This is a genomic window from Microbacterium sp. UNCCL10, assembly GCF_000746195.1.
In the GTDB taxonomy this organism is placed as follows: Bacteria; Actinomycetota; Actinomycetes; order Actinomycetales; family Microbacteriaceae; genus Microbacterium; species Microbacterium saccharophilum.
This window is the reverse complement of the sequence record NZ_JQKT01000008.1, coordinates 19,410-39,074: the sequence shown is the minus strand read 5'-3', so window position 1 is coordinate 39,074 and position 19,665 is coordinate 19,410. Positions and strand designations below refer to the sequence as shown.

Here is a 19,665-nt window from a genome sequence, read left to right as displayed (position 1 = left end):
CTCGACGCCTGTTCGTCGGATGCCGTTGGCGTCCGCCGGGAGGGTTGTCCGAGAGGCCGAAGGATCCGGTCTTGAAAACCGGTGGGCAGCAATGTCCCGTGGGTTCGAATCCCACACCCTCCGCAGTTTCGAAAGGACGTCCGTGAGCGAGCCCACCTCCGCCGCCAAGGCGTCCCGCCACCGCCGGCACCCCGTCGCCCGGCACGGCATCCTGTCCTCCCCCCACCCGTTCGGGCAGGTCCTGCAGATCCTCGGCGCCGTCGTCGCGGTGCTGGCGATCAGCATCGGCACGGTGGGCGCCTTCGCGGTGTGGGACGCAGCGCGCGCCCTCGAGGACAGCGGTGTCTCGATCGGCGACGACGAGACCGAACTGCCGCCGAGCATCGGCGAGATCGAGGGCGGAGTCAACCTGCTCGTCGTCGGCACCGACTCGTGCGAGGGTCAGGACCTCGCGCTCTTCCCGCGGTGCGCGGACGACGACGGCGGTGAGCGCAACGACGTGACCATGCTGCTGAACATCAGCGACTCGCCGCGGCGCGTGACCGTGGTCTCGTTCCCCCGCGACATGGTCATCCCGATCCCCTCGTGCCCGAACGAGGACGGTGGCAGCTACCCCGCCATGAGCGCGCAGATGCTCAACTCGTCGTACATGTACGGCGGCCTGCAGTGCAGCGTGCTCACGATCGAGGAGCTGACCGGCGTCGACATCCAGTTCGCGGCATCCATCCGCTGGACCGGCGTGATCAACATGTCCGACGCGATCGGCGGCGTCGACGTCTGCCTCTCCGACGACATCAAGGACATCCATACCGGGCTCGACCTGGCCAAGGGCGAGCACACGCTCGTCGGCGCCGATGCCCTGCAGTTCCTCCGCATCCGGCACGGCATCGGCGACGGCTCCGACCTCGGCCGCATCTCGAACCAGCAGCAGTTCATGGGCTCCCTCGTGCGGAAGCTGAAGTCGGACGCGGTCCTCGCGAACCCGCAGGCCCTCTTCGGCCTGGCGACCACGGCGCTGCAGCAGGTCAACAACGGCCAGCTCGTGCTGAGCTCGTCGCTGGCGAACGCGACCCGCATGGTGCAGATCGCGATGGCCGTCAAAGACGTCGCGTACGAGGACATCGTCTTCGTGCAGTACCCCACCGAGTACGCCACCGGCGGCGCGCGCGTGCAGCCGGTGACCTGGGCCGCGGACGTGCTGTTCCAGGCCATCGCGGAGAACAGGCCGCTGAAGCTGACCGGCGAGGTGAGCGGGGGCAACGGAGTCGAGGTCGTGGGCGAGGCCGACGGCGACGGCACCATCGAATCCCCGACCGCGACTCCCGATCCGGCCGTGACGCCGGATCCGAGCGCGACGCCGGATGGCACGCAGACGCCGAGCACGGATGCCCCGGTCGAGCTGCCCAGCTCCGTCACGGGACAGACCGCGAAGCAGGTCACCTGCACCCGCGCGGAGCAGTAGCGCGACGCGCACGCGGCCGGGGCTCAGCCCTGGCGCCAGGCGTCGGATTCGAGGTGCGAGCCGGCCTGCGGCCCCATGGTCAGCATCCCGCCGTCGACCGGCCAGCTGGCGCCGGTGACGTACCCCGCCGCCGGGGACGCGAGGAACGCGACGACCGCCCCGATCTCCTCGGGCGTGCCGGGGCGCGGGATCGGGATGCCGGGGCGGTGGGTCCGCGCGGCATCCTCCGACTCCATGTCGTTCAGCGGCGTCGCGATCTCGCCGGGGGCGACGGCGTTGACGGTGATCCCGTGCGCGCCGAGCTCCTGCGCCATCGTCTTCACGAGACCGCCGAGCCCGTGCTTCGCGGCGACGTAGTGCGCCGACCCGACGCGCGGCTGGTGCTCGTGCACGCTCGTGATCGCGATGATCCGTCCCCCGTGGCCGGCCGCGACCATCCGCCGGGCGGCCGCCTGCATGCCGGCGAAGGCGCCGTCGAGGTTGAGGGCGACCGTCTGCCGCCAGTCGTCGAGCGACAGGTCGAGGAACGGGATGCCGCCCCCGCCGCCGGCGTTGTTGACGAACACGTCGACCCCGCCGAGTTCGTCGGCGAGTGCGTCGATCGTCGCGGGCACCGCGCGCAGGTAGGTCGCGTCGAAATGCGCGACGACGGCGCGGGAGCCCGCCGCGCGCACCGCGTCCGCCGTGCGCTGCGCCCCCTCCTCATCGCTGTGCCACGTGATGCCGACCTCGATCCCGGCATGGGCGAGCGCGATGGCGGTGGCGGCGCCGATCCCCGAGTCGGATGCCGTGACGATCGCGTGGCGGGGGAGGAAGGTGTCGATCATGGCGTCACCGTACGTGCGTCGCGGGGCGCAGCGGAGAGGGTTTACATCGGGATGCCGGTGGGGTAGCCGGGCGGCGGATGCGGTGCGATGCGGTGCGATGCGGTGGCCCGGACCGGTTATGATTGCCGGGTGCATCTGCGCCGTTTTCGGCCGGATGCCTGGAGACGTCGCATAGTCAGGCCTAGTGCACCACCCTGCTAAGGTGGAGTTCCCTTACGGGAACCGAGGGTTCAAATCCCTCCGTCTCCGCCACAAAAGCCCCGGTTATCCGGAGCTTTTCACTTTGTCGCTAAAGGGGCGTTTGCGCTATGTGGCGCTCAGTCATCGTGCCAGGTGTCCCCCAGGTGTCCCCCGACTGCTCTCGGGCCTCCGCGTGGGCGAGTCTGGCCGCATGTGCACGGCGCTGTCCTTCGCCCAGGATGTGCGCGTAGACCGCGAGCACAGTGCGCGGGTCGTCGCCCAGGTACTCCGCCACCTCGTTGACGGGCGTTCCCAGGCGCAGCCACGTGGAGGCAGCGAAATGCCGGAGCGCGTGCCGCTCGAAGCCGAGCGGAAACTTCCGCACAACGCCGACTGAGAGTTGTCGGCCGTGCTGGTTTGTGAACACGTAGTCCTCGGGCTGCTTGGATGCCGCGTGCAACGTGAAGATCTCAAGTGCCCGCGGCGAGAGGGGTAGCGCTCGGCTTCCTCGCCAAGATTTGGGATCCTTCTCGGCGTAGCGGTCGGAGTGCGACCGCTCGACGACGAGTTGCGGCAGCGGAACCTCGACGAGGGACGCGCTGCGGAGCGCACGCGCCTCACCCCAGCGAATGCCGGTCAGTGACATGAACTCGAGGACGTCAGCGATGTCCGGGCGCTTCTCTCGCACGGACGCGAGAGCGGCCATAAGGCGAGCGGGGGAGGGTACGTCCTTCGGACTGATCGCCCGTTGAGCGATCGCGCCCAGTTCGGGAAGCTTCTTCATCGTCTGCACGGGGTGCGGCTGATGGAGGAGGCCCTGCTCGGCGGCATACGTGAAGAGTGCGCTGAGTGTGGTCTTCTCTCGCGCGACGGTCGAGGGGCGTTTGTGGTGGAGCTGTCTACGCAGGTGTTCGCGAATATCGTCCGCCTGGATCGAGGCGAGAGGCCGATTCAGCAGAGGCTTCGGGAGCGCTGAGATGTTGTGGCGGTCGGTATCGACGGTGTGCGGATTGCCGGATGCGCGGGCATCGAGGAACATCTGGACGAGTTCCCCGAGAGTGAACGAGCGTTTAGGGGGCAGCGGACGTCCAGTTTGGAGGCGATGCCTCTGATCCCGCTCCCATGCCTCGGCCTCTCGCTTTGTGCTGAAGGACTTCGAAGCGACGAGTTGCCGCCCGGACTTCACTCGAGCGAGGTAGTAGGTCTTTCCCGTGCTCGTCTTTCGGCTTTCGATGCTCATGGGTTAAGGCCGGCGAGACGGTGGATGTCGATGCGGCGGTAGATGCGCCGGTGCTCGGGCAGGATCGGTCCGAGCCGTGCAGGTCTGGGTCGGCGCGCAGTTCTATCTCCTCTACGCGTATCTCGTGTATGCGTTCGCCCTGCACCTGGGGCGGCTGTTCCTGGTCTACGTGGCCGTCCTCGGTCTGATCGCCTTCAGCCTGATCGCCTCGCTCCCGGCCGCGCTTCGCGTGCCGGCGACGGGGCGCGTCCGCGCCCGAAGGTTCGGCGGCGCGGTCCTGATCGGCACGGGTGCCCTCTTCGCGTTGCTCTGGCTCGCATGCTTCCTGATCGCGTGTCCCCCTGAGGGGTGGCCGGGCGTGGGGGCTCCTTCCGCCGCGGCGCTCGCGCTGCTGACGCTCGCCGTTGCCGGCGCGCTGGCGGGGCGACGTGTGCTGGGCGGTGATGCGAGGACCACGCGGACTGCGCCCGACCTGCGAGGCTGAGATGGGCGCCCCCCGTCCGCGGCCCGCGAACACCTAGCCCCCGCGGGCTACCGCGCGCTGGGGAGAGCTCATCTTGAGGCACTGAAGCGCGCTGACGCTGCGTCGCGCATCTGTCGGACGCACCACCGGGCATAGAGACGCCCCCCGAGGATCCCCAACCATTTGTTGCGCCGGGGCAGCGCATAGTCGATCCAGACCGTGAGCAGAGACTCCGCAGCGGCTGAGGTCGTGACGAATCCCATGGAGTAGTCGCCGATCACCACGAGGCGAGCATCGACGGTTCGCCAACTCTTCGCGTGCGGCGGATCCCTTTGCGTCACGACCTCGTCGACATCGATCCGAAACCCGAACGCGGACCCCGACATCCGAATGTGCGAGCCCACCTCCCGACCCCCGCCTGCGTCGAGGTCCAGGGTCATGCTGCCCCCGCCCATCATCGGCGAGCTACCCGCACCCATGTGGGCGGCAAGAGAGTGATGATCGTCGAGAAACGCGAACACGTCCTCCGATCTGGCCTTGAGGCGCGCGGACACCTCTTCGTGGCGTGTGAACTCGGACTGCCCCATCGCGGTCATCCTCCGTTGATCGTTCGTCACAACTCGCCGACCGGCCGCGCAGTAGCGGAACCCGGTCCGGGCGGGCGAGTCCTGGCGCGCTCACTCCCGCGTGGGATGCGTGTGCCTCATCGGAGCGGGAAAGACGAGTGACGGACCCTCGACACCGAGAGAAGGATACCCACGGGCGGGGTCATCGCACACACTGCGCGGAGCGCGCCCTCGTTCCCGCGTCAGAGGTAGACGCCGCGAGCACGGAGAAACGGCGCGGGGTCGATGCGGGTGCCGTTGCGGTAGATCTCGAAATGGACGTGACATCCCGTAGACGCTCCCGTGTTGCCGGCATAGGCTATCGTCTGGCCAGCTTGCACCCGCTCGCCGTAGCGGACGTTGTAGCCACCGGGCTTGATGTGGGCATAGCCGCTCATGATGCCGTCGCCGTGGTCGACCTTGATGAAGTTTCCCCACGCGCCGCTGAAGCCAGCGAACACCACGCGCCCCGCGGCAGCGGCGAAAATCGGCGCGCCGCAACCCGCATACATATCGGTGCCGCGGTGTCCACTGGATATGCAGTATCCGTTGGCGCAGATCGTGCTGCGTGCGCCGAAGGCGCTGCTGACAGCCCCGTAGGTGGGGCGCACCCACCCGGATGGCTGCACATCGCCGACGGGAGTGTTCCCGCCGCCCCCCGCTCCCGGTGCACCCTCTTCCGCGGCCTTACGGCGGCGCTCCTCTTCCTCCCTCGCCCTGCGCGCGGCCTCTTCGCGTTCCCGCTTGAGGCGCGCTTCCCGTTCCTGCCGCCGCGCCTCGACGCCCGCGCGATAATCCAGGACCGTCCTCGAGGTCGTGTCTCTCAGCGCGGCGAGCTGCCCCTGTAATACATCGAGGTTCTCGTTCTGCGCATCGAGCGCAATCTCTGCAGCCTGCGCAGCATCGCGCGCTTTCCACATCATCGCTTCGGCTTCTCGCTGCAGGCGATCGCGTTCGGCCCGCGCGACCTCCGCCTGGTTAGAGAGGTTTTGGGCGTTGTCGCGCGCGCTGATTGCCGCGGCGTAGACATCGCGGTTCGCGTCGAGGAGCCTATCCATGGTGCCCAGACGAGCAAGGAGGTCGTCGGCGCCGGCTGCCGAGGTGGAGAAGAACAGTTCCAGCGATGTGTCGTCGCCGCCGGCGCGGTACTGCTGGGCGGCCAAGCGCCCCAACTTATCCGCCGATTTCGCGGCACTCGCCGACTCCGCATCGGCTTGTTGCTGAAGCGTGACCGCGCGGTCGACGGCCTCCTCCAGCGCCTCCTGCGCGACGACGTACTCCACCGCGAGCCGTTCCGCTTCAGCCTGCTTGTCTGCAACGTCGGCCATCAGGGCCGAAATCAGTCCCTCGATGCGGGATACCTCGGAGGCCTTGGACTCCTCGTTTCTCTTTGCTCGTTCCACGTCCTCCCACGACGGGTAAGCCGCCGCGGACGCCGGCGCCGCAACCAGAAGGCCCGCGCTCACCAGACCCACCAACCCCAGACCGATTGCACCCCGGCGGGTCAGCTCCCGACCGCGCTGCAACGCGTGCAGGTCAAGCGGTGTCGGTGCGCAGGCGCAGTCATCGGGCGGAAAAGCGTTCACATTCACTCCTTTTATCGTTGTGCCGCGCGTCTTCGTCGGTCCTCCGACGGGTGGCCTCCGGCTTGAAGACGCGCGCCTCGAACACGTCCTTCGCGGCCACGCACACTCCTCCGGTGCCATAAGCGCGCCGTCAGTGCCGTTGCGGCGCACACGACCCTCCTCAGGCCGGTCGGCCGGAGCTAGTCAGGCCAAGCCGCGCCGTTGTGACCGTCGCGTCGCCGCAGAACGGACAACACCGAACTGGTTCGGCAAGCGTCGACGGCTCCGCGTTGAGCGCCGCTCAGGTCCGGGAAACGCCGAGTAGGGTGCGCGAGAGGGCACGGGGCGGTATCGAGATGCGCGGCGCGATGCCGGGTGCCGGCCGGGGGTGCCGCGCCATAAGGGTCGCAGGGCGAGAACCCCGAAGAAGGTTCGGACCGACCAGGAGTCCGGCAAGGACACAGAGTAGGCCGATGGCGCACACAGCGGCAGCAAGCTCTCCGCTGGTGGGAGTCACGAACGTGGCGGCGTTTTCAGCGGTCGCCGCGGCTGCGTGGATATCGGACGTGGCGGCGTGTGCGCCGACGCGCGCCTCGCCGAGGCCGTCAGATTTGTGGTGGCCAAGACCGGCGACCCCGAAGAGCAGGAGCACGACAAGAGTCAGCCCTGTAAGCGCTCTCGTAGGCAATCGCTGCTCGCTGATGACCGCGATGCGACGTGTAGCCACCACGGGTCTCATGACACCGACACTAGCGCGGCCGGCCCAAACGCCGTGGGCGACACCGCCGAAACTGCCCCTGGGGCGCGAGTCGGAGCTTCGGGCGGCGTCTCGCCTGGTAGCCCCCCGACGTCGTGATGTCCACCATGTCGACATCTGCGGCTACTCTCCGTCGCGCGGCCGTCGCGGGTCGTGCCGGCCGGGGAGCGAAAGCACCGCGACCGCCCCGACCACAATCGCCATCCCGATCCAACCGAGCACGCTCTGTGTCTCCTGTAGGAAGGCGATCGAGAGGAGGATGCCGAAGACCGGTACGAGGATCGTCCAGGAGGTCAGCATGTCCAGCCGCGACCGCTGAGCCTCCGTGAACCACGCTACGGTGGTCGCTGCGGTACCGGCTAGAGACATCCACGCTAACGCGAAAACGAATTTCGGCGTCCAGTCGATGATCGGAGGTCCCTCGACGACCGCGGCCGCTACCAGGAGGATCCCGCCCCCGAGGAGCAACTGCGCGGCGGCAGCGACGAACGGATCGGCGCGCACGGCGCGACTGATCAACGTACCCGTAGTCACGGCGGCGGCGGAGGTGAGGGACAGCCACGCCCCGGTGCCGACCCCGGCCGGCAGCACCACGAGTAGCAGCCCAGCGAGCCCGGCGAGCATCGCGGCCGCCGCCCGGGCGGTAGGGCGTTCGCGATAGATCCACCACGCCGGCAGCAGGATGAGAAGGGGTTGAATGTTGGCCAGCACCGAGGCGACGCCGGTGGTCAGGCCGATGGTGCCACCAAACATCGCGGCATAGGCGACCGCGACATTCACGACACCGAGCACGACGAGCAGCGTCCAGCTGTGCGCGTCGCGTGGGATCGGCGTGCGGCGGATGATGGCCGGCACCAGGAGCGCGCCGCCTGCGACGAGGGCGCGCAACGCTGCAAGCCACAGCAGAGGCGCGTCCTGCAGTCCGATGCTGATAGCGGTAAAACAGGAGCCCCAAGCGAAGGTCACCCACAGCATGCGCCAGGGGTTTGGCGCACGCTGCTGGACGCCCGCCGCGAGGTGTTCGCTCATGCGAGGTCCTCGGGGGACTTCTGCGGGTCGTCGGGCCAGGACGACTGGCCGTTCTCCTCGCTGTGATGTCGGGGTGCGCCGCCCTGGCGGTGCGCACTGTGGCCGCGGTGGCCGAACAGGTGCATGGCGGCGATCGCGATGATGCCGACGTAGGGAGCGACGGCGGCCAAGTGGGTCCAGTGGTCCACGACGACGTAGATGACGATTCCGGCGACCGCGAGAGCGACGATGGTCCACATCTGGAGCCCGATCGCTCGGCTCCATCGACCGCGCGGGGCGGGCGCGCGAGTCATGACGGGTCCGCGGCGAGGAAGTCCTGCCTCATGCCAAGCGCCGTGTCGGTGAGACGAATGGAGGCCGCGGGATCGGTCACCGACCCGGTGAGAGCGCGTATCGCATCGATGGTTTCAGGGACGACGATAGCCTCGTTGTACACCTGGTAGGCGAGGTAGGCCTCGCTGCCGTTCACGGTCACGAGATCTTCCCAGATCGCGACCTCCCACATGTCACCACGGGGGCGGCCGATGTCGCGCATCAGCTCGACCGTGGAGTTGAGTGCGACAAGGCCGTCCGACATGCGGATGAACGCGATCCGCGGAACGGCGCGCAGTGCAGCCAGGATCTCGTCTCGGGTTGCCTCCCGGGTGAGCTGCAGCGTCCAGTAATGAGTATGCGTCTGCGTATGTGCGGCTTTGGCGGCGATGGTAAGTACATCCAGCTCGGGCCGCACGCTTTGCGCGTCGGGGCCTTGATGGGACGGTATGACGGACTCCGGCACCATCGTGTTCATGATTCCGCCGGCGTGCGACTCCCAGGGATCCGTCGCACGCCGAATGAGCACGCCGCGTGCGCGCAACAGAAGCTGGGCGTCGCTGAGCGCGCCGAGCACGCGAACGATGCTCGTGGTGTTGCAGGAGACGACCCGAGTGATTTCCCGGCCCACGGCGCTGGCGTAATTCGCCTGGGCGACGAAAGAGTGGCCTGCGGTCTGGTGCGCTTCCCCGCCCTGAAGGACCACCTTGACACCAGCCGCGCGGTAGATCGGGAGGTTAGCGGCGGCGATGGACTTTGGGGTGCTATCGACGATCACGTCCACCTGCTCGAGGAGGTCGTCCAGCCTGCCCGCCGGCTCGACCCCCGATGCGCGCATGGCGGTATACGCACCCGATGTGGCGGCGAACACGGGCAGCCGGGTCACAGCGGATCTGACCCGCCAGTCGGTGACGATGTCGGCTACACCGGTCAGAAGCATGTCGGGCTGCGCGAGGACGGCGTCGGCGACCCGTTTGCCGATGACACCGTAGCCGTTGACGCCGACTCTGATCTTTTCCATCTCGGTGATCCTTCCCATGGAGTGCTCGTGAAGTGGGACGCACGGCTCAGCGGAGATGGCCCCGCCGTAGCGTCAATAGAAGGTAGCCACCGAGCGCGGCGATGCTTCCGGTTCCGGCGCCGATCATGAGCCCCTCCCGCTGGCGCCAGTGCGGGTTCCCGCCGACGAGGGCGCCGACGCCGCCGATCAGCGCGGCAGTGATCAACCCTGCGACGAGACGATTTCCCACGCGCTCCGCCCTGGTGACAAGTGGTTCGAGCTCCGCAGCGCGCAGATGCACTTCGAAGCCGCCGTCCTCGGCGACATGCCGGAGGCGTCGCAAAATCGCGGGCAACTCGGCGAGCAACGAGCCGGTCTCTGCTCCCGCGCGCGCCAACTTCCTGGCGATGACCGGGAGGGAGACCTGAATGCGGGTGAGGTGTTCGGCATAGGGCTGGAGGGCGTCGAGCATCTGGAAGTCCGGGTCTACACGCACGGCGGTTCCCTCGGCCACCATCAACGCCCTGAACAGAAGTGCCGTCTCGCGAGGGAGATGCAGATGGTGGTGCTGCAGGATCGCGAGCAGCTGCTGGAGCAATCTCGCGAGGCTCATCTCTGCCAGCGGACGGCCTCGGTAACGGTCCACGAATACGCTGACAGCCTGGCGTAGCCCGGCGCGATCGACGGTGCCCGTTGCCTGAGCGAGTTCCACCAGCGCAGTCGTGACACCATCGGGATCGTCGCGGGTGAACGCGAGCATCAGCTCCGCGAGGCTGTCGGTCGTCGGCTCGCTCAACACCCCGACCATTCCGAAGTCGATCAGCGCGAGGGTGCCACCCGGCTGCACGAACATGTTCCCGGGGTGCGGATCGGCGTGGAAGAACCGGTGGTCGAAAACCATCGTGAGGATCACGTCAGCGCCCAGACGAGCCAACGCGACTCGATCGATGCCCGCGCTGTCCAACGCCTCCACGTCGTCGATCCGGGAGCCGCGCATCCTGTCGAGGGTGAGCACGCGCGAGGTGGTGGTGTCCCAGTGCACGCGCGGAATACGCACCTGCGTCGATCCCGCGAAAGCATCCGCGAACCGCTCGGCATGATGCGCTTCCTGAAGGTAATCCAGCTCGGCGGTCATGGTGCGGGAGAACTCCTCCACCAATCCGGGCAGGTTGTATTGCGTGGCACTCTCCCACCGTCGGTCTAGACGCTCGGCGAAGTTACGCATGATGTCAAGATCATCGTGCACCTGAGCGACTACCCCCGGCCGACGCACCTTCACCACGACGTCGGTACCGTCATGCAGGGTCGCCGCATATGCCTGTCCGATGGATGCCGCCGCGAGCGGCATCGGGTCGAAGCGTGCGAACACGTCGTCTACGTCCGCTCCCAGCTCCTCCCGGAGAATGTTGCGGATGGCCTCCCAGGGTGCCGGGGCGGCATCGTCTTGCAGCTTGGCGAACTCGGAGACCCAGGACTCGGGCAGCAAGTCGCGCCGCGAAGAGAGCAGCTGCCCCAGCTTGACGAATGTTGGACCTAGCTCCTCCAACGCCACGCGAACGTGTTCGGGATTCGTGTACGGTGCCTCCTTCGGTGCGTGGCCGAGAGCGCCGCGGTGAAAAGGGACCCAGCCGCCCAGCCCGAGCACGCCGGCAACGACGCCGAGCCCGTGCTTGCGCAGGACCGCGCCGATCTGACGGTATCGTCCCCGATCCTCGATCATCAGATTCCCCTCGCTGTTCGCCCGCCGGACAGTGCCCGTTCGAGAATGAAGTCGACTCGCTCCTCGGGGGCGAGGGTCGGCACGTTGACCATCGGGAACGGCAGCTCTCGGTACACCTGCCCGATCAGGTCATGAATGCGACGTTGCGCAGCGACATCCTCGGTGCGCGCGTAGTCCGAAGCCAGCGGGAGCAGGTCCATCACGAACACCCCCGCGTACCGGGCGTAGCCGATCGCTTCGATGAGGGCGGGTTCGGGCTCCAGACCGAGGAAGCGGTAGTACGCGAGTGAATCCGGGAGGGCGCGGTCGAGAAAGACCGTCTGCTCCGGGTCGAGCGCCCGCTCCTGCGCGATCTGCATTGCTACCACCCCGCTCTGGAAGTCCCGTTGGCGGGTCCGCACCTCTGACGCATCACGCCCGTGAAGCCGCTGCAAGTCGATGTAGTGGCGAGCGTGCTCGATTGTCGTAGCGAACCCGCGTTCGCGTAGCAGGTTGACCGCCGTGGTCTTTCCCGAACTCGGACCGCCCGTTACGACGTACCACTGGGTCGCCTGCTCCAAACCGTCGTGTCGGGTCATGCCTCCAGAGTAGCGCAAATACCCTCTGGGGGTATAGGTCCGTGTCGCTCGAGGATTCACATGATCGGTGTGGGGCCCGTGTATTGAGAGGTACAACGGGCCCAGCGGCACCCATGCGGGGACGCGTCGCTCCATCGCAATAGTCGGGCGGGCCGGGGCCAGTCACGTCGCGCTAGGGAGGGGCCTGCTGTCCATGAATGGCGGACGGGTGTCCGACTGTGACGATGGCGTTTCGCGCTGACAGAGGATACCCCAGGCGGGTATGCTACGCTGAACAAAGGAGGTGCGACCCATGGAACATGGCTACGTGGATGACAAGCGAGCGCTGCTTGCACGGCTCCGTCGCGCGGAGGGGCAGGTCCGTGGAATTGCGCGGATGGTCGATGAGGACACCTACTGCATTGACATCCTCACGCAGGTCTCTGCGGCAACCAAAGCCTTGGAGTCGGTCGCGTTGACTCTGTTGGAAGACCACCTCGGGCACTGCGTCGCGCAGGCCACTGCTGAGGGCGGCCCCGTCGCGCAGGAAAAGCTCCGCGAGGCTAACGCCGCCATCGCGCGACTGGTCCGCTCCTAGACACGGCCAAGACACACCTACACACCGATTGCTCGCGAAGGGAGCACGTCATGAACGAACAAAATTCCCAGGACCTCGGACTGCAGGCGACCAACGGAGGCGGCTGCGCCTGCTGCGCTCCCACCTCTCGCGACACCACAGCCAACACGGCTGCCGCGCCTGTGGACACCGTGACCACTCAGTTCCTGGTGGAGGGTATGACCTGCTCGCACTGCGTGCGGAGCGTAACCGAGGAGGTCTCCGGCATCGACGGCGTCTCCGGCGTCGACATCGACCTCCGCGCAGGCGGCGTGTCCACAGTGACCGTATCCAGCGCGACACCGGTGGACGTAGACCGGGTGCGAGAGGCCGTCACGGAGGCTGGCTACAGCCTCGCCGCCGCGTCATGAGCACGGCCGTGGATGTCGACCTCAACATCACCGGGATGACCTGCGCGTCTTGCGCGACGCGTGTAGAGCGGAAGCTGAACAAGCTTCCGGGTGTCGCGGCGACGGTCAACTTCGCTACGGAAAAGGCCCGCATCCACGCCGAGTCGCCCGTGGAGGTGGCGGAGCTCATTGCGGCGGTGGAACAGGCCGGGTACGGCGCATCAGCCCCTGCCCCGTCTGCCAACGTCGACACGCTCACCGAGCAGCACCAGGTGCCACAGGACGCTGAGGTGGTATCGCTCCGGCAGCGTCTGATCGGCTCGGCCGTGCTCGCTGTGCCCGTCGCCGCGCTGTCGATGATCCCCGCCCTGCAGTTCACGCACTGGCAGTGGCTTGTCCTCACACTCGCCGCGCCTGTGGTGGTGTGGGGGGCATGGCCGTTCCACCGCGCGGCCGCTGTCAACGCGCGCCACGGCGCCGCGACGATGGACACGCTCATCAGTGTTGGCGTGCTGGCCGCGTTCGGCTGGTCCCTTTACGCGCTCTTCTTCGGCGGTGCCGGGATGCCCGGCATGCGGATGAGCGTTACTTTCGTCGGCACTCCCCAGGCGGGCGGGCATGAGGTTTATCTCGAGGTCGCTGCGCTGGTGACGGTGTTCATCCTCCTCGGCCGCTACCTCGAGACCCGCGCGAAGAGGAAATCTGGCGAGGCGCTACGGGCACTGCTCGAACTCGGCGCGAAGGATGCGGTCATCCTCCGGAGCGGGGCCGAGCAGCGAATCTCCGCCGCTCAACTCGTGCCCGGCGACATCGTCGTGGTGCGGCCCGGGGAGAAGATCCCGGCCGATGGGCTGGTCACGGAGGGCGTCTCCGCGGTGGATGAGTCGATGCTCACCGGCGAGTCCGTCCCGGTCGAAGTTGCCCCCGGGTCGCGGGTGGTCGGCGCCACTGTGAACACCGGCGGGCGGTTGCTAGTGCAGACCACTCGGGTCGGCGCCGACACAGAGTTGGCGCGGATGGCACGGCTCGTGGAGGAGGCACAGACCGGGAAAGCGGAGGTGCAGCGCCTCGCCGACCGCGTCTCCGCCATCTTCGTTCCCGTCGTGATCGTCCTTGCGGTCGCAGCGTTCGCCGGCTGGCTGATCGCTGGCGCCGGACCGGCGGTCGCGTTCACAGCGGCCGTGACGACCCTGATCATCGCGTGCCCCTGTGCCCTCGGACTGGCGACGCCTACGGCGCTCCTGGTGGGCACCGGCCGCGGTGCGCAGCTCGGCATCCTGATCCGCGGACCACAGGTGCTGGAACAGACCCGCCGCATCGACACCGTCGTGCTGGATAAGACCGGAACCGTCACCGCCGGTACGATGACCGTGATCGGCATCCACCCCGTACCGGGCACCGCCGACGCAGAACTGATGCAAGTCGCCGCCGCCCTCGAGCACGGCTCTGAACACCCCATTGGCCGCGCTATCGCCGCCGCCGCCGAAGGTCCCATCCTTCCCGTCGAATCGTTCGCGGCCGAGCCCGGCCAAGGCGTTCAGGGCCTCGTTGAGGGTCGCATGGTCGTCGCTGGCCGCGCCGCCTGGATCGCGACGCAATGGAGCCTTCGGATTCCCGACGAGCTATCAGCGACGATCGCGGGCGATGAGGCGGCCGGGGCGACGGTGACCGTGGTGGCATGGGACGGTCAGGTACGCGGGACGATCAGCGTGGCCGACACCATCAAACCCAGCAGTCGTGACGCGATTGCGCGACTGCGGGAACTCGGGCTGACCCCGATCCTGCTCACCGGGGATAACCCAGGCGCCGCCCGCACCATCGCGGACCAAGCGGGCATCGAGGACGTCCGCGCCGGGGTCACCCCGCAGGGGAAGCTCGACACCATTCGAAACCTGCAGGCCGCGGGACGGGTAGTGGCGATGGTCGGCGACGGCGTCAACGACGCCGCAGCCCTCGCCGCCGCCGACCTCGGGATCGCGATGGGTACCGGCACCGATGCGGCGATGACCGCCGCGGATCTGACCATCGTCTCCGGCGACCTGGTCCTCGTGCCCGACGCAATCCGGCTCGCCCGCCGCACTCTCGGCACGATCAAGGGAAACCTGTTCTGGGCGTTCGCGTACAACGTCGCCGCGATCCCGGTCGCGATGCTCGCCCTACTCAACCCCATCCTTGCCGGGGCTGCGATGGCATTTAGCAGCGTGTTCGTCGTCACTAACAGCCTCCGACTGCGCCGCTTCCGCCCCGTCTCCGCCCCGGCGCCAGACGCCGCCCCGGCCACCAGGGAGGCCACCCCAGCTCGCGTCTGACCCACCGTACGAGAAGGAGCACCATGTCCCACGACCACGACCACGACCACGCCCACGACCACGACCACGACCACGACCACGACCACGACCAGTCCGCGCACGACAACGCAGATGACCACGGCGACGGGGGCGATCACGGGGCACACGACCACGGCACGCATGCCCATCACCATCACGCGCCGCCGCCCGGTGCAACGACCCTCGTTGCCTGCCCGGTGATGCCGGGCAACCAGGTCGATCCGGCCTGGGCGGAACAGCGTGGCCTGTTCCGCGACTATCGAGGAACCCGGTATTGGCTCTGCTGCGCCGAGTGCGGGCGGCTGTTCGACGCCGCCCCCGCCCGGTACGCAAAAGCCGACTGAGCCCGCGATCAGTTATCGGACTGGGGTTGCGGGATGGATACGGCGGTCGGGCTCGTGCAGGCCTACTTGCGGGTCAATGGTTACTTCACTGTCGCCGAGTACCCGGTGCTGGAAGCCACCGGACCAGGCGGCCCACGCACCGTCACCGACTTGGACATCCTCGCCGTGCGGCTGCACCGGGCGCGGGGAGCGTCCGGGGTCGCTGACGCACCCCTGGACCCGGCACTGGGCGCCGGGGAGGGAGCGGACATGATCGTCGGCGAGGTCAAGGAGGGCCGCCCGCACCCCAACCCGGCCATGCGCGACCCGGCAGTGCTGGCGGCGGCATTGACGCGGTTCGGTTGCTGCGCCCAGGCCGACGCTGCCCGGCTGGTCGCCGAACTGTTGGAGACGGGGCGCGCGGTGGCACCCGAAGGGCACACCATTCGCACGGTCGTTTTCGGCAACCCCACCTCCCCGATTGCCTCGGAAACGCCGTGGCACACCGTTCCGTTCGCTCGGGTCCTCCGCTACCTCGAAGACCACCTGACCGCGCACTGGGGAATGCTCGGCCGCACACAGATCAAGGACGACACCCTCGCGTTGCTGGCGCTGCGGGAAAAGGCCCACCGTGCAGCGACCGGCGCCCGCGCCGGGGTGCGGACCGGTAAGGGCGTTCGTGGCGGGGTAGGGCGCCTACACCCAGAATGAGCGAGTGCTCGCGCGGGCGTGATGTGCGAGCGGCATGCGATGGTGCTGCCTGGCACTGCGGGAGCTACCGGGGTGGTGCGACGGCGCTGGTCGACGTGTGGTCCGGCGCCCGACGTCCGGGGGGCCTCCGGCGGCCTCGCAGAGGCGCAGACGGAATGCCGCGAGCTGTCCGGGACGTCGTCGACCGCCTCCGCCGACCGCCTCTGGCTGATACCTGCCAGACAATCCGCGCCGGGCCGCCACGTGGTCGCCGCCCCGTGCGTGAGCATCCCGACCAGCGAGCCTGAGCCGATCGCGGCGGGGACCGCCGCCCTTTCTCCCGTTGGCCGAGTAGCCCCGGCCGGGTCACGATCATCCCCGGTCACTTATCGCCCGGTGTGCGCGGTCGCCACCGGACGATCGCGCCGGTGAGGGCCAGCCCGCCCAGCCCGCCCCAGAGGGTGACCGCGGACACGTCCTGCGCGATCCGGACGGCGGGGGTAATCCCGGTGCGCAGGTCGGTGTCGGAGATCATCACCCCGGCTTGACCGGCGGGAAGGCCGGTAACGGTGCTGCCGTCGGGGCGTATTATCTGGCTGGGGCCGACGGTGGAGATGTTCACTACGGTGCGGCCGGTCTCTACCGCACGGATCCGGGCGACCGCGAGCTGCTGCAGGCTCTCGTCCGTGCCGCGGAAGTCGGCGTTGTTGGTCTGGAACACCAACAGTTGCGCGCCGGCGCTGATGCTCTCACCGATGACCTCGTCGTAGATCACGTCGAAGCAGATCGCCAGACCCACCGGCACGTCTGTGACGGTGACCAGGGGCAGGTCGGTGCCGTGCGCGTAGTCGCGTTGCAGTAGCCCGACCAGGTCGGACGCGAGCAGGCTAAAGAACGCCCGGTCAGGCACGTACTCGCCGAATGGCACCGGATGGCGTTTCGCGTGCGTCTGCGTCTCCTCCCGTCGCGGTGGCGCACCGGTGACCGCGTCCCACAGGAACGATGTGTTGTAGATGTTCTCGCCCGCGGTGGTGGCCGCGTTCGCCAGCAGCGGGGCTCCAGCCCGGGTGCTGATCTCGGAGAGATGCCGGGCCAGCCACGGGGTCTGGAACGGGTCGGCGTCCAACCCCTCAGGCCACACCACCAGGTCAACATCCTCCTCGAACACCGGGCCGGTCGCACTCCCCTGTGCCTCCGCGATCGCCCCTGGAGAGCGCTGATCGAAGTACCCGGAGGGTCCGTTCCCCTGCACTGCCCCGACCCGTAGCGTACCGACCTGCAGGGTGGGAAACGCCGGGGCGAGGACCAGTAGCACGGCGGTCGCGACCGGCACGGCGGCGGGAAGCGGCTGACGCCACGTATTGATCCTGACCGCCTCGATAGCGGCGGCAACGGTGAAGACTATGAGGAAGCTCAGCCCGCTGACCCCGACCCAGGACACCGTCTCGACGAGAGGGCTATCTGCCTGGGTGATCCCGAGCCGTGCCCACGGTAGTCCTCCGTAAGGCCAGGCGCCCAGCAGCACCTCCCGTCCTGTCCACAACGCGGCCAACATCGCCGGCAGCAACAGCATCCGCCCGACCATGCCGGGGACGGCGAGGGGCACCCACCGGTAGGCGAGAGCGAGGGGGATCATCCCGACAGCGGTCAGAGTCCCTTCCACCACGGTCAGCGCCGCCCACGGTACCGGTCCCAGATACCGGGTCGTCCAGGAGACCAGCAGCCCGAAGAAGACCAACCCGAACACCGTCCCGACTGCCACCGCGCCCCAAACGCTCCGGCCGATCAGGGTGAGCAGCAGCAGCCCGGTAGCGGCGAACGTGGCAGGCCAGAACCCCACCTCCGGGTAGGCGAGATCCATCAGCACGGCGGCGCCCGCCGCGACCGGCAGTGCCAGCGCCAGCGGCATCACAGCCGGGGAGCGACGAACAGGCCGGGGGACTTCGCTGGTGTGTCCGTTCGGTTCGTCGAGGGTCGTCGAGGTGGCGGTCATGGCCGGTCCGCGACCGTGTGGGTGCCTTCGCACTCCCGGGTGGGCCGGGTGGCCTCCGAGTATGCCGAGCCCGCCCCTGGGCGAACTGCGGCCGTGGCAACCCGGCCGCTCGCTGCTCCCCATGCAGTGGTCCTGTCGGCCCGGGTCGGGTCGGGGGTGTATGCGGGGTCAGGGTTGCCGTGAGGTCGCACGGTGTGTCCTTTCGGTATGCGGCGGGAGTCGGTCAGAGACGATGCCTCTGCGGGGCGGTGAAGCCGCTGGGTCCCCCCAGTGGCCATTGCGGGGGTCAGATCGGGAGTACGGTGGCTCCGATGAGGTTCTGGACGCTCGTGATGAGGAGCGTCCAGGCTCCGCTGATCATCGCGACACCGGTGGCGATCATGACGACACCGCCGGTGATGTTGATGGTGCGGATGTGTCGGCGCAGGAACCCGATGCTTCCGCTGGCCCAGTTGAGGCCTGCCGCGGCGGCGAGGAAGGGCAGCCCCAGGCCGAGGCAGTAGGTGACGGCGAGGAGTGCGCCGCGCGCGGGGTCGCCGGTGGTCAGGCTCAGGGCGGAGATCGCGGCGAGGGTTGGGCCCAGGCACGGGGTCCAGCCGAGGCCGAAAGCGATGCCGAGTAGGGGTGCCCCGGCAAGCCCGGTGGGGGCGTGGATGGCGGGCTTCACGGTGCGTTGGAAGAGCCGGAAGGCTCCGATGAACACGAGCCCCATCAGCAGGACGACGACGCCGAGGATGCGGGTGAGAAGGTCTTGCCAGCGGATGAGCCAGCTGCCCAGGGCTCCGAACGCGGCCCCGTAGCCGACAAAGACGACGGAGAAGCCGAGGGTGAACAATCCGGTACCGGTGAGCGTCCGCCACCGAGACGCGCCCTCGGCGGTGGTGGACCCGGTGAGGTAGCCGAGGTAGCCGGGTACGAGCGGGAGCACGCAGGGGGAGGCGAAGGAGACGAGCCCTGCGAGCAGCGCGAGGGGGAGTGCGGCCCAGATGCTGCCGGCAGCGATGATCTCGCCCATCAGGTGCCTGGCTCGCCGAGGACGTTGTCGATGAGGGACGCCAAAGTGGTGCGGGTGGGGAGTTGTCCGATTATGCGGGCGGCCATCCGGCCGGTGCGGTCCAGGACGATGGTGGTGGGTACTGCGCCGGGGGCTGCCTTGCCGGCGAACGCGGACTGCACGGCCCCGGTGGTGGCGTCCAGGATCGACGGGTACGTAACGCCGAATTGATTCTCAAAGGCCGCGGCGGTGTCGGCGGTATCGCGGACGTTGATGCCGATGAACACGACACCGTCGGGATGGTATGTCTGGGAGAGAGCTTCTAGGTCGCCGGCCTCGGCGCGGCAGGGCGGGCAGGCGGCGTACCAGAAATTCACCACGACGACTGAGCCGAGCCAGGCGGTGGAGTCCGCCTCCTCCCCGGTGTCAGTGGTGCCGGAGAAGGTGACGGGGTCTTCGCGCTGGTCGGCTGGAACCTCCCGCACAGTCTCGTCCGCGGACAGGTAGCCCGGCGAGGGAGTTGAGGACAGCAGCTCGGGGGACTGGGCCGTGCACCCGGACAGGAGCAGCGCGCCCATCACGGCGAAAGCTCCGGCGGTTACGGCGCGGCGGCGGGGCCGGCGTGCCAGGGTGGTGGGGGTGCGCATGAGGGTCT

At 68.3% G+C, this 19,665-nt stretch carries 19 protein-coding genes and 2 tRNA genes; 9 read left to right on the top strand and 12 right to left on the bottom strand.

The genetic code is table 11. From position 1 onward, the window contains the following. The first annotated feature begins 38 nt into the window (after positions 1–38). Positions 39–123, top strand: a tRNA-Ser gene (locus BR85_RS08735). A gap of 19 nt (positions 124–142) precedes the next feature. Beyond that, a complete protein-coding gene (locus BR85_RS08730; RefSeq protein ID WP_051526296.1) occupies positions 143–1,462 on the top strand; it encodes an LCP family protein in 1,320 nt (439 codons plus the stop codon). 23 nt (positions 1,463–1,485) lie between these two features. Here BR85_RS08730 and BR85_RS08725 read toward each other — a convergent pair whose 3' ends face one another. After that, complete coding sequence (locus tag BR85_RS08725) at positions 1,486–2,289, bottom strand: SDR family oxidoreductase (protein WP_051526283.1); 804 nt, start codon at positions 2,287–2,289, stop codon at positions 1,486–1,488. Between the two features lie 160 nt (positions 2,290–2,449). Between BR85_RS08725 and BR85_RS08720 the strand changes: the two genes are divergently transcribed. Further along, positions 2,450–2,541, top strand: a tRNA-Ser gene (locus BR85_RS08720). 37 nt (positions 2,542–2,578) lie between these two features. Here BR85_RS08720 and BR85_RS08715 read toward each other — a convergent pair. After that, entirely contained in the window at positions 2,579–3,709 is a 1,131-nt protein-coding gene (locus BR85_RS08715) for a tyrosine-type recombinase/integrase (RefSeq protein ID WP_081782749.1), read from the bottom strand. A gap of 76 nt (positions 3,710–3,785) precedes the next feature. On the opposite strand from BR85_RS08715, the gene BR85_RS08710 reads away from it, so the two are divergent. Beyond that, positions 3,786–4,193 (top strand): hypothetical protein, encoded by a 408-nt coding sequence (locus tag BR85_RS08710; protein ID WP_028496474.1) that lies wholly within the window; start codon positions 3,786–3,788, stop codon positions 4,191–4,193. Between the two features lie 68 nt (positions 4,194–4,261). Here BR85_RS08710 and BR85_RS08705 read toward each other — a convergent pair whose 3' ends face one another. The 7 genes from BR85_RS08705 to BR85_RS08675 all read right to left on the bottom strand — a co-directional run bounded on the left by BR85_RS08705 (position 4,262) and on the right by BR85_RS08675 (position 11,738). Next, positions 4,262–4,759: an SRPBCC family protein gene (locus tag BR85_RS08705; RefSeq protein WP_036272696.1), complete on the bottom strand. Its 498-nt coding sequence runs from the start codon at positions 4,757–4,759 to the stop codon at positions 4,262–4,264. A 221-nt stretch (positions 4,760–4,980) separates the two neighbouring features. Next, on the bottom strand, positions 4,981–6,369 hold the full coding sequence (locus BR85_RS08700; RefSeq protein WP_028496476.1) for a peptidoglycan DD-metalloendopeptidase family protein: 1,389 nt from the start codon (positions 6,367–6,369) through the stop codon (positions 4,981–4,983). Between the two features lie 853 nt (positions 6,370–7,222). Further along, complete coding sequence (locus BR85_RS08695; protein WP_051526284.1) at positions 7,223–8,128, bottom strand: DMT family transporter; 906 nt, start codon at positions 8,126–8,128, stop codon at positions 7,223–7,225. After that, the gene (locus BR85_RS08690; RefSeq protein WP_036272698.1) at positions 8,125–8,367 is read right to left on the bottom strand and encodes a DUF2933 domain-containing protein; all 243 of its coding nucleotides are present in this window, start codon (positions 8,365–8,367) and stop codon (positions 8,125–8,127) included. The genes BR85_RS08695 and BR85_RS08690 overlap by 4 nt, the downstream gene beginning before the upstream one ends. Before the next feature lie 50 nt (positions 8,368–8,417). Next, positions 8,418–9,461 carry a type II glyceraldehyde-3-phosphate dehydrogenase gene (locus BR85_RS08685; protein WP_028496477.1) on the bottom strand — a complete coding sequence of 348 codons (1,044 nt, stop codon included), beginning with the start codon at positions 9,459–9,461 and terminating at the stop codon, positions 8,418–8,420. Positions 9,462–9,507: 46 nt separating this feature from the next. Next, positions 9,508–11,160 carry an ABC1 kinase family protein gene (locus tag BR85_RS08680; protein WP_028496478.1) on the bottom strand — a complete coding sequence of 551 codons (1,653 nt, stop codon included), beginning with the start codon at positions 11,158–11,160 and terminating at the stop codon, positions 9,508–9,510. Then, entirely contained in the window at positions 11,160–11,738 is a 579-nt protein-coding gene (locus BR85_RS08675) for an AAA family ATPase (protein ID WP_028496479.1), read from the bottom strand. The genes BR85_RS08680 and BR85_RS08675 overlap by 1 nt, the downstream gene beginning before the upstream one ends. Before the next feature lie 292 nt (positions 11,739–12,030). Between BR85_RS08675 and BR85_RS08670 the strand changes: the two genes are divergently transcribed. The 5 genes from BR85_RS08670 to BR85_RS08645 all read left to right on the top strand — a co-directional run bounded on the left by BR85_RS08670 (position 12,031) and on the right by BR85_RS08645 (position 16,044). After that, entirely contained in the window at positions 12,031–12,315 is a 285-nt protein-coding gene (locus BR85_RS08670; protein ID WP_028496480.1) for a metal-sensitive transcriptional regulator, read from the top strand. Positions 12,316–12,476: 161 nt separating this feature from the next. Beyond that, positions 12,477–12,704, top strand: a complete 228-nt coding sequence (locus tag BR85_RS14910) for a heavy-metal-associated domain-containing protein (protein ID WP_331280847.1) — start codon at positions 12,477–12,479, stop codon at positions 12,702–12,704. Then, entirely contained in the window at positions 12,701–14,992 is a 2,292-nt protein-coding gene (locus tag BR85_RS08660) for a heavy metal translocating P-type ATPase (RefSeq protein ID WP_028496482.1), read from the top strand. Before BR85_RS14910 ends, BR85_RS08660 begins: the two co-directional genes overlap by 4 nt. Positions 14,993–15,015: 23 nt before the next feature. Continuing rightward, positions 15,016–15,354: a hypothetical protein gene (locus BR85_RS15530; protein WP_028496483.1), complete on the top strand. Its 339-nt coding sequence runs from the start codon at positions 15,016–15,018 to the stop codon at positions 15,352–15,354. A 33-nt stretch (positions 15,355–15,387) separates the two neighbouring features. Next, entirely contained in the window at positions 15,388–16,044 is a 657-nt protein-coding gene (locus BR85_RS08645) for a hypothetical protein (protein ID WP_028496484.1), read from the top strand. 361 nt (positions 16,045–16,405) lie between these two features. Here the strand turns inward: BR85_RS08645 and lnt are convergent, their stop codons facing one another. The 3 genes from lnt to BR85_RS08630 all read right to left on the bottom strand — a co-directional run bounded on the left by lnt (position 16,406) and on the right by BR85_RS08630 (position 19,657). Further along, the gene (gene lnt / locus BR85_RS08640) at positions 16,406–18,016 is read right to left on the bottom strand and encodes an apolipoprotein N-acyltransferase (RefSeq protein WP_081782752.1); all 1,611 of its coding nucleotides are present in this window, start codon (positions 18,014–18,016) and stop codon (positions 16,406–16,408) included. Positions 18,017–18,302: 286 nt separating this feature from the next. After that, on the bottom strand, positions 18,303–19,031 hold the full coding sequence (locus BR85_RS08635; protein ID WP_028496486.1) for a cytochrome c biogenesis CcdA family protein: 729 nt from the start codon (positions 19,029–19,031) through the stop codon (positions 18,303–18,305). Continuing rightward, positions 19,031–19,657, bottom strand: coding sequence for a TlpA family protein disulfide reductase (locus BR85_RS08630; protein WP_028496487.1), 627 nt, complete (start codon positions 19,655–19,657; stop codon positions 19,031–19,033). The genes BR85_RS08635 and BR85_RS08630 overlap by 1 nt, the downstream gene beginning before the upstream one ends. Between the last annotated feature and the right edge of the window lie 8 nt (positions 19,658–19,665).

What these genes read in the sequence shown, in the direction of transcription:
- BR85_RS08725 (WP_051526283.1), bottom strand. Translation starts at nt 2,289, where the DNA reads ATGATCGACACCTTCCTCCCCCGCCACGCGATCGTCACGGCATCCGAC.
- BR85_RS08715 (WP_081782749.1), bottom strand. Translation starts at nt 3,709, where the DNA reads ATGAGCATCGAAAGCCGAAAGACGAGCACGGGAAAGACCTACTACCTC.
- BR85_RS08705 (WP_036272696.1), bottom strand. Translation starts at nt 4,759, where the DNA reads ATGGGGCAGTCCGAGTTCACACGCCACGAAGAGGTGTCCGCGCGCCTC.
- BR85_RS08695 (WP_051526284.1), bottom strand. Translation starts at nt 8,128, where the DNA reads ATGAGCGAACACCTCGCGGCGGGCGTCCAGCAGCGTGCGCCAAACCCC.
- BR85_RS08690 (WP_036272698.1), bottom strand. Translation starts at nt 8,367, where the DNA reads ATGTGGACCATCGTCGCTCTCGCGGTCGCCGGAATCGTCATCTACGTC.
- BR85_RS08685 (WP_028496477.1), bottom strand. Translation starts at nt 9,461, where the DNA reads ATGGAAAAGATCAGAGTCGGCGTCAACGGCTACGGTGTCATCGGCAAA.
- BR85_RS08680 (WP_028496478.1), bottom strand. Translation starts at nt 11,160, where the DNA reads ATGATCGAGGATCGGGGACGATACCGTCAGATCGGCGCGGTCCTGCGC.
- BR85_RS08675 (WP_028496479.1), bottom strand. Translation starts at nt 11,738, where the DNA reads ATGACCCGACACGACGGTTTGGAGCAGGCGACCCAGTGGTACGTCGTA.
- BR85_RS08670 (WP_028496480.1), top strand. Translation starts at nt 12,031, where the DNA reads ATGGAACATGGCTACGTGGATGACAAGCGAGCGCTGCTTGCACGGCTC.
- BR85_RS08660 (WP_028496482.1), top strand. Translation starts at nt 12,701, where the DNA reads ATGAGCACGGCCGTGGATGTCGACCTCAACATCACCGGGATGACCTGC.
- BR85_RS15530 (WP_028496483.1), top strand. Translation starts at nt 15,016, where the DNA reads ATGTCCCACGACCACGACCACGACCACGCCCACGACCACGACCACGAC.
- BR85_RS08645 (WP_028496484.1), top strand. Translation starts at nt 15,388, where the DNA reads ATGGATACGGCGGTCGGGCTCGTGCAGGCCTACTTGCGGGTCAATGGT.
- lnt (WP_081782752.1), bottom strand. Translation starts at nt 18,016, where the DNA reads ATGACCGCCACCTCGACGACCCTCGACGAACCGAACGGACACACCAGC.
- BR85_RS08635 (WP_028496486.1), bottom strand. Translation starts at nt 19,031, where the DNA reads ATGGGCGAGATCATCGCTGCCGGCAGCATCTGGGCCGCACTCCCCCTC.
- BR85_RS08630 (WP_028496487.1), bottom strand. Translation starts at nt 19,657, where the DNA reads ATGCGCACCCCCACCACCCTGGCACGCCGGCCCCGCCGCCGCGCCGTA.